Below are 6,209 nucleotides of genomic sequence, written 5' to 3' on the forward strand. Positions count from 1 at the left end.
CGCCGGGGAGTAGTTGAACAGCCGGAGCCTGGCCGCACCCGGTTCGGTGAGGGAGGCGGCCCCGGGGTCGACGTCCACGATGCTCAGACTGGCCGGGTGGCTCGGTACCGTGCGCGCCGGGTCGAGCCCGACGGCGGCCACGAGGAAGGCCCGCACCGGTCCTCCGTGGGTGACGGCCAGCAGCGTCCGGTGGCCGTCGGCGTGCGCCCGGCGGACGGCGGCGCCGATCCCCTCGACCACCCGGTCGGTGAGTTCGCCGAAGCTCTCCGCGCCCGGGGGGTGGAACCGCCCCGCGCGCCACGCGGCGTACACACCGCCGTCCTCCTCCTTGATCTGCGCCGAGTACCGCCCCTCCCACCCGGCCAGGTAGGCCTCGTTGAGCCGGGGGTCGCGCGCGTCCGGGCTGACCCCGAGGACCTCGGCGGTCTCCCGCGTGCGGCGCAGCGCGGAGGTGACGACGTAGCCGGGGTCCAGGTAGCGGACCGTCTCCGCCAGCGCGGCGACCTGGCCGCGCCCGGCCTCCGACAGCCCGATGTCCTGCTGCCCCTGGAGGCGGCGCTCGCCGTTCCACTCGGTCTCGCCGTGGCGGACCAGGATCAGCCGCGTCATCGGGCCTCCCCGGTGTCCAGGCGGTCGCCCGCGGCGTCGAAGTAGGCGTCCGGCGCCTCGGGCAGCCGCAGACCGGCCGCGTCCCCGGGCAGCAGGTCGACCGGCGTGTCCCGGGAGACGTTCACCCGGGTGCCGTCGGCCAGGTCCACGCCCACGACCCACCTGTCGGCCATCGGCACCTGGTCGGCGAAGACCGCCTCCAGGCAGCCGGGCGCGGAGGCGTCGCGGTCGACCCCGAGCGAACCCGCCCGGTACATCGCCCGCACGACCCCGTCCGGGACCGACGCGGGAGCCGCGCCGCAGTCGGCGCCCAGGGCCGACAGGCGACCGCCCCCGGCCCGGCACTCGATGATGTTGGCCGGGGGAGTGCCGACGAACGTCGCGGCGAACGCGGTGCGCGGCGACTCCAGCAGCTCCCGAGGCGTGCCGAACTGCTCGATCCGGCCGTCCTTCATGAGCGCGATGTGCGTGGCCATGGTCATCGCCTCCACCTGGTCGTGCGTGACGTAGACGCTCGTGGCGCCGGTCGAGCGGTGCACGCGCATCAGCTCGCCCCGGGTGTCCACCCGCAGTTTCGCGTCGAGGTTGGACAGCGGTTCGTCGAAGAGCAGCACTTTGGGCTGCGGGGCGATCATGCGGGCGATCGCCACCCGCTGCTGCTGGCCGCCGCTGATCTCCCCCGGGTAGCGGTCGGCCAGGTCCTCGATCGACAGCATCGACAGCACCTGCTCGCTGCGGGCCCGCCGGTCGGCCTTGGACCACTTGGCCACGGTCAGCGGCCAGGCGATGTTCTGGCGCACGGTCTTGTGCGGCCACAGCGCGTAGGACTGGAAGACCAGACCGGCCTCGCGCTCGGCGGGCGGCACGATCTCGGTCCCGTCGCCGCGGGCGATGACGCGGTCGCCGAACCGGATCTCGCCCCCGGTGGGGTTCTCCAGTCCGGCGAGCATCCGCAGGGTCGTCGTCTTCCCGCAGCCGGACGGTCCGAGCAGCACGAGGAAGGAGCCCGCCGGGACCTCGATCGAGACGCCGTCCACGGCGGTGGTGCCGCCGAAGTCCTTGCGCAGGTCGGTGATGGTCAGGGAGGCCGAGGAGGTTTCGGAGCGCATGTCGGTCCTTTCGGCCTGCCGGGCGCGCGGCATCGGGGTCATGATCGGGAGTTCCAGGGCTGGGCGGCGCCCTCGAAGCGCCGCGCGATGACGGTTGCCGCGACCGAGATCACCGCGATGACCACGGTGACCGCGTTGGCCAACTGGGTGAAGTTCTCCGAGGAGTACTGGTAGGTGAGCACGGCCAGCACCGGCATCGCCGGGGTCGCCAGCAGCACGACCAGGGACAGGTCGCGCACCATCTGGACGAACACCAGCACCCCGCCGGTGAACAGGCCGCGCGCGGTCAGCGGCGCGATGACCGCGCCGATCCTGCGCGTCAGCCCGGCCCCCGCCATCACCGCGGACTCCTCGACGTCCCTGGACACCTGGCTCAGGGCCGAGGTGCCCGACCGGACGGAGAACGGGATCGTGGCCGCGATCCCGGCCAGCACGAGGATCGCGAACGTCCCGTACAGGCTCGGGAGCGGGCCGATGGGCGCCCCGAACTGCGCGATGAAGGCCGCGCCCAGCGCGATGCCGGGGATGAGGAAGGGCACGAACGAGGTGACGCTCATGGTCCCCACCAGCCACCTCGGGCCGTTGGAGCGGGTGATGACGTAGGAGATGAGCAGCCCGAGCACACCGGCGCCGACCGCCACGCACACCCCGAGCAGGACGGTGTTCCAGGTGGCCTCCAGGATCTGCGGGTTGTTCAGGACGCCCCGCTGCCCCTGGGCGAGCGCCGGGTCCGAGCCGCCGATCCAGTAGTGCAGGGTCAGCCCGGAGGCGAAGTCGTTCGTGCGCACGGTCAGCGAGCTCAGGACGAGCACGAGGCCGGGCACGACCGTGGTGCACGTGACCAGCAGCCAGGCGAGCCCGGCCACCGGCCACCCCCAGGGGCCCAGGTCCACGCCCCGGCGGCGGCCGCCCTTGCCGGTGATCGTCGCGAAGCTGCGCCCGCCCCCGGTGATGCGCGTCGAGGCGTACATGATCATCGCGGCGACGACGATGAGCACGATCGAGAGCACGTACCCGCGCGCGACGTCACCGGTGGAGATCGCCCCGTACAGCCGGGTGGAGAGCGTGTGGAACCGCACCGGCAGGCCGAGCAGGGCCGGCGAGACGAAGTTGGAGACCCCCTCGGCGAAGGCGAGCAGCGCGCCGGAGATCATCGCCGGGGCCACGACCGGCAGGGCGATGTCCCGGGCCACCCGCAGCGTGGAGGCCCCGGTCATCTCGGCGGCCTCCATGAGGTCGCCGTTGACGCTGGCCAGCGCCGCGGCGACCAGCATGAACGACAGCGAGAAGTAGTGGGCCGTCAGGGTCGCGGCGATCGGTACGGGTCCCCAGGCCAGCCAGTCCGGGACGCCCAGGCCCAGGTTCATCAGGATCCCGGTGGACCCGCCGATCAGGTCGTTGCGAAAGACCGACTCCCACGCCAGCGCCAGGGCGAAGCTCGGCAGGGCGAACGGGATCGTCGCCAGCAGCCCCAGGGTCCTGCGCCCCGGGATGCGGGTCATCACGACCACCCAGGCCAGGAACCCGCCCACCACCGTCGAGCAGACGGCGGTGGCGGTCCCCATGAGGATCGAGTTGCCCATCGGCCTCCACAGGAGGTTCTCCGACATCGGGCTGGCGAACACGTCCGCCCACGCCTCGCGGTTGCCGCTCTGGAGGGTCGTGTTGACCAGCCCGCTGAGCGGCGCCACCACGAGGACGGACAGTACGAGCAGGGTGCCGGCTCCCAGCACCACGGCGGGCTGCCTCAGTGCCGTGCGCGCACGGGCCACCGTGGTGCCGACCGCGGTGCGGCGGGGGGCGGGTGCCGTCGTCATGGTGTCCTTTCGCCGGCGTGGGAGCCGGGGGAGGGGTCTTACAGGGTGAGCAGGAAGTCGGCCACGTCGTCGCGGACCCGGGCGGTCTTCTCGGGATCGATGTCCCAGGCGCCCAGTTCGTCCAGGGGCGCGGCGTCCTCGGGCATCTCCATGTCCGTGCGGACCGGGTAGTCGCCGGGGACGTAGAAGGGCTCGTATCCGGGACCGCCGGTCGCGGAGTCGTCGCCCATGAGGAAGTCGGCGACCAGGCGCGCGGCGGCCGGGCTGTCGGAGCCCTGCACCATGCCGATGTAGGCCGGGAAGGTGATGCCCAGCGACGGTGCGGTCCCCAGGGAGGCCTGGAGCGCCCAGCCCTCCTCCTCGTTGTCCCGGCGGTCGGAGTAGGAGGTGATGCCGACCGGCGGGTCCTCCTGCCCGGTCGCGCCCACGGCCGCGTTGACGTTGTCGGTGTCGTCGACCAGGACCAGGCCGTTGGCGTAGAGGTCCTTGATGAACTGCTGCCCGGCGTTCTCCACGCCCTCGTCGAGTTCGACCTCGGACCCGAAGTGCTCCTGGTGGGCCTGCGCCATCTCGTCGGAGCGCCGGACGATCTCCGCCATGAGGTCGAGGTAGTCGCCGCGCACGCTCGGGTCGACCATGACGACCTTGCCGTTCCACTCCTCCTCGGTCAGCTGCCACAGGTTCTGGACCGGGCTGCCGTCGGGGTGGGCCTCCTCGTTGTACATGAGGATCTTGGTCGAGAGCCGGTTGGCCAGCAGGGGCTGCCGGTACTCCTCGGGCACGGTCTCGGCGACGCGCTGGGGGACGTGGTTCTGGAGGATGCCGCCCGAGACGAGTTCGGTGATGACCACCGGGGCGTCGGAGATGTAGGCGACGTCCGCCGACGGGGTTCCGGCCTGGGCCTCGGACTGGAGGCGGGTGATCTGCTCGGAGGAGGCGATGTCGTGGCCGATGAGGTCGACGCCCGGGTACTCCTCCTCGAAGGCCTCCTCGACGGAGGCGATGCGCGAGGTGAAGGAGTAGACGGTGACCTCCCCCTCCTCCCTGGCCAGCTCGACCAGCTCCTCGTGGGTGGCGTCGTCGAGTTCGTGGGGCTGGGCGGCCTCGCCGGCGTCGGCGGTGTCGGCGGCCTCGGGGGTGCCGCCGCCGCAGGCGGCGAGCGTCACGGCGAGCGGGAGGGCGACGGAGGCGGAGAGCAGTCTCGAAGTACGCATGACAGGTCCTTTGCGTCGGTTTTCGCGCAGGCGGGAGCGGGGCCGGGGTGGTCCGGCCGTCGCGGGGGATGGGGAGACCGGCGTCAGTCGAACGCGTTGAGCAGGTCGTCCAGGCGGTCGAGGGCGGGCAGGATGGTCTCGGGGTGCCGCTGGGCGACGGTGAGCACGATGGCGTTCGCGATCATCATCGGGACGCTCAGGGAGGAGAAGCCCTCCTGGTGTCCGCGCGGGGCCGAGAGCACGGTGGTCGGAGCCGGATCGAGGGTGTGCAGGGTGTCCGTGACCAGCACGGACCGGGCTCCGACCTCGCAGGCGTGTGCGTACAGCTGTGTGAGGCCTCGCGGAGCGCGGCGGAACGCGAACGACACGACGACGTCGGAGTCCGACATCGCCAGGACGCGTTCGGCGACCTCGCGGCCGGGGCCGACGAGGTTGACCGGGCGCATCCCGAACCGGCGCAGCCGGCTGTCGAGGAGTTCGGCCAGGACCCCGGAGTTGCCGCGCGCGAAGAGGTAGACCACCCGCGCGCCGACGAGGAGGTCGGCCACCTCGTCGATCTGGGCCTGGCTCACGTGCTTGCCGACCGCGGCCAGGGAGTCGAGCTCGGTGGTCAGGAGGGTGTCCAGCACGCTGGCCTGCCCCTGGCCCCGGAGTTCGGCCCGGAACCGGTCGCCCGCACCGTTGAGGCGTGCCTCGTGGGCCTCGCGCAGGTCCTCGCGCAGCTCCAGGTAGCCCTGGTAGCCCAGCCGCTGGGCCAGCCGGGTGGCGGCGGCGGGGTGGACCCCCGCGCGCTGGGCCACCTCCCCGCCCCGCCACAGGGGGGCCTCGGCGGGGTTGGAGAGCAGTTCGTCGAGGAGGACCCGGTCCGACTTCGTCAGCCGGTCGCGGTACTCGCTCATGCGTTCCTGGAGGTTCACGGCGCCCACGATACAAGCAAGTTTTCTTGCACAGGCTGTTTTTCCTGCAACTTTATTTTCGGTTCATGGGGACTTCACCCTCTCCCCGGAAACCGGCCGGGCGTTCACCCGCGGATCGCCCGGCGGCAAGCCGGGGGTCAGGAAGCGTCCCGAAAACCGCAGGTGGGTCCGGTGGTCGCTTCCGGCGGGTGAAGGCGGGCGCGGCGCCGCCTGTCCCCTCACCGCGGCCCCGTACCTGTGGCGGGGTCGCAGCGCCGGTCCCGGGCGGGGCACGGGCAGGGGCCCACGCTTCGGGACGGCGGCGCTGGTGGTCGGCTCACCTGCCCCGGCCGGGGGCCTCGCCGCCCTCGGCCTCCTCCAGGAAGGCGTCCGTCTCCTTGGCGGTGGGGCAGGTGGCCGGGCCGCGGCGGGTGACGGCCAGGGCGGCGGCCGCGTTGGCCCGACGGGCGGCCGCGAGCGGGTCCATGCCCTCGGCCACGGCGGCGGTGAACACGCCCACGTGCGCGTCGCCCGCTCCGTTGGTGTCCACGGCGCGCACGTGGG

The 6,209-nt window shown here is 72.7% G+C and carries 6 protein-coding genes; all 6 read right to left on the reverse strand.

Translation table 11 applies throughout. The features are described from left to right. Positions 1-609: histidine phosphatase family protein (locus DQW06_RS19000; RefSeq protein WP_157983489.1), on the reverse strand; the 609-nt coding region annotated here is incomplete at its 3' end. Next, entirely contained in the window at positions 606-1,718 is a 1,113-nt protein-coding gene (locus tag DQW06_RS19005; RefSeq protein ID WP_232833076.1) for an ABC transporter ATP-binding protein, read from the reverse strand. The genes DQW06_RS19000 and DQW06_RS19005, both read right to left, overlap by 4 nt. A 38-nt stretch (positions 1,719-1,756) precedes the next feature. After that, the gene (locus DQW06_RS19010; protein WP_071622577.1) at positions 1,757-3,535 is read right to left on the reverse strand and encodes an iron ABC transporter permease; all 1,779 of its coding nucleotides are present in this window, start codon (positions 3,533-3,535) and stop codon (positions 1,757-1,759) included. Positions 3,536-3,573: 38 nt separating this feature from the next. Continuing rightward, positions 3,574-4,749, reverse strand: coding sequence for an extracellular solute-binding protein (locus DQW06_RS19015; RefSeq protein WP_117199029.1), 1,176 nt, complete (start codon positions 4,747-4,749; stop codon positions 3,574-3,576). Between the two features lie 83 nt (positions 4,750-4,832). Next, complete coding sequence (locus tag DQW06_RS19020; protein ID WP_232051698.1) at positions 4,833-5,666, reverse strand: MurR/RpiR family transcriptional regulator; 834 nt, start codon at positions 5,664-5,666, stop codon at positions 4,833-4,835. A 316-nt stretch (positions 5,667-5,982) separates the two neighbouring features. Continuing rightward, positions 5,983-6,209 (reverse strand): PfkB family carbohydrate kinase (locus DQW06_RS19025; RefSeq protein WP_232833077.1); only part of this gene is annotated, 227 nt, incomplete at its 5' end.

It is taken from the genome of Nocardiopsis sp. TNDT3 (assembly GCF_003427465.1).
Lineage (GTDB): Bacteria > Actinomycetota > Actinomycetes > Streptosporangiales > Streptosporangiaceae > Nocardiopsis > Nocardiopsis dassonvillei.

Bases quoted from the DNA above. Each gene is read 5' to 3' on its own strand.
- DQW06_RS19010 (WP_071622577.1), bottom strand. From the start codon at position 3,535: ATGACGACGGCACCCGCCCCCCGCCGCACCGCGGTCGGCACCACGGTG.
- DQW06_RS19005 (WP_232833076.1), bottom strand. From the start codon at position 1,718: ATGCGCTCCGAAACCTCCTCGGCCTCCCTGACCATCACCGACCTGCGC.
- DQW06_RS19015 (WP_117199029.1), bottom strand. From the start codon at position 4,749: ATGCGTACTTCGAGACTGCTCTCCGCCTCCGTCGCCCTCCCGCTCGCC.